This window comes from Acidovorax sp. KPB24-07 (genome assembly GCF_057543315.1).
Genome location: NZ_BAAJYS010000513.1, coordinates 1 through 2,004 on the forward strand (window position 1 = coordinate 1; position 2,004 = coordinate 2,004).

The 2,004-nt window shown below is 72.6% G+C and carries 2 protein-coding genes; one reads left to right on the forward strand and one right to left on the reverse strand.

Going from position 1 to position 2,004, the window contains the following annotated elements; translation table 11 throughout:
• Positions 1-1,748: carboxylesterase family protein (locus AC27IQ_RS23270; RefSeq protein ID WP_487090965.1), on the forward strand; the 1,748-nt coding region annotated here is incomplete at its 5' end.
• A 93-nt stretch (positions 1,749-1,841) separates the two neighbouring features.
• Here the strand turns inward: AC27IQ_RS23270 and AC27IQ_RS23275 are convergent.
• Positions 1,842-2,004 (reverse strand): peptidoglycan-binding domain-containing protein (locus AC27IQ_RS23275; RefSeq protein WP_487090966.1); only part of this gene is annotated, 163 nt, incomplete at its 5' end.

A 2,004-nucleotide genomic window follows, 5' to 3' on the forward strand; every position in this document is an offset into this window, starting at 1 on the left:
CCAGCCCCCCGGCGGCGACGGTCCCGGCCGGCAGCAACGTGGCGCAGACGGCCGCCGGCCCGTTCTGCCCGCAGGCCGCGCGGCCGAACCTTCCCACCAGCGCGCAGAGCGAGAACTGCCTGTACCTGAACGTCTTCACGCCGCAGTCGGCCATCGGCGCGCAGCCCCAGCGGCCGGTGCTGTTCTTCATCCACGGCGGCGCGTTCGTGGAGGGCAGCGGCTACCTGCCGCTGTACGACAGCGCCAAGGGCGCCACGGTGGGCAACCTGTACGACGGCTCGTACCTCGCGGCGGCGGGCGACATGGTGGTCGTCACCATCAACTACCGCCTGGGGGCGCTGGGCTTCCTGGCCCTCGACAACGCGGTGGAAAACCCCGCCGTCGGGGGGCCGCTGCGGGGCAATTTCGGCATCCTGGACCAGCAGGCAGCGCTGGACTGGGTGCAGAAGTACATCGGCGCCTTCGGGGGCGATGCCACCCGGGTGACGGTCGCGGGCGAGAGCGCCGGGGCCATGTCGGCGGGGCTGCACCTGTTCTCGGCACCGGACAGCGCCACGCGCTTTCAGGCCGCCATCATGGAGAGCAACCCGGTGGGCTCGGTGTACCGCACGCCCGCGCAGGCGCAAGGCATAGGAAGCCTGTTCCGCGATGCCCTGTGCACCCAGGTGGGCGGGTGCCTCGCGGGCAAGCCCATCCTGCTCAAGGCCACGCCGGCGCAGATCGTCGCGGCCCAGGCGGGCCAGCTGTTCGGCACCCGGGGCAAGGCCGGCAACCCCAAGGCCCTGGCCGCCGCCGAACGCGAGGCCGCCACGCGCCCGCTGGTGGGGCTTCTGGCCCAGGCGTCGCCCCAGGTCAACGATGGCCTGCCCTGGTCGCCCACCGTGGACGGCAAGGTCATCGTGGGCCAGCCCCTGGCCGGCTACAACGCGGTGTCCGCGACGGCCTCGATGCCGCCCAAGCCCTTCGTCTTCGGCGTGAACCGCGACGAGGGCGCCGTCTTCGCCAACCTGGCCTTCCTGAAGCTGGGGGTGGGGCTCAATTCCCTGGTCTTCAACGAGGGGCTGGTGCCGAAGGTCTGGCCGGACGACGCCAAGACCATTCTGGGCTACAGCACCACGGTGCAGGGCCAACCGGTCTTCCCCTACCGCGCGCCCACCCGGCCCGCGCCGAGCTACATGAACGGCACGGCGGCGACGCTGTCCGGCGTGATCAACGACTTCGCGTTCCGCTGCGGCAACCTGGCCATGGCGAACCGGGCGGCCGCCCGCAACGCGCAGGCGAGCCCCGCGCTGCCGGCCTTCGGCTACCTGTTCGCCCAGCCGCCGCTGATCGACCTCTACAGCGCCGGCAAGCCGCCCACGGAAGTCGCGGCCTGCGCACCGGGCAAGAACGGCAACGTCTGCCACGGCAACGAACTGCCCTATGTGTTCAACACCCTGGGAACGGCCTACGCGGTGTACACCCGGGGCAGCCAGCCGCCGCCTCCTGCCGACCAGGCCCTGGCCCAGACCATGGCCGCCGCCTGGGCGAGCTTTGTGAACAGCCCCGCCAGCCCGGCGCCATGGACGCCGGTGGCCGCCAGCGGCGCGCAGCTGCCGACGGCCTGGACGCCCTATGCCGGCCTGTCCTCCTCGCTTTCGCAATGGAGCACCGCGGGCAGCCCCAGCAGCCTCCCGGCATCGTCCATCGATTCGGCGGCCCACTGCACCGCGCTGTGGAACACGGTGGCGCCCATCGGGGGGCAGTGACCGGGGTGGCATGGCGGCGCCAGGGCCAGGCCCGGCGCCGCGCAAAAGGGGACGGGCAGGCGCGGGCCTGCGGTCCCCTTCGCGCTTTTGGCTTCAGCGCGAGAGCGCGTCGGCCGTGGCGGCGTCCACGCGGCCCGTGATCGGCAGGCCCTTCGATTTTTGGAAGTTGCGCAGCGCGGTGGCCGTGCGGGCGCCGGCAGCGCCATCGGGCGTGCCCACGTTGTAGCCCAGGGCGTTCAGGCGCTCCTGCGCCTCG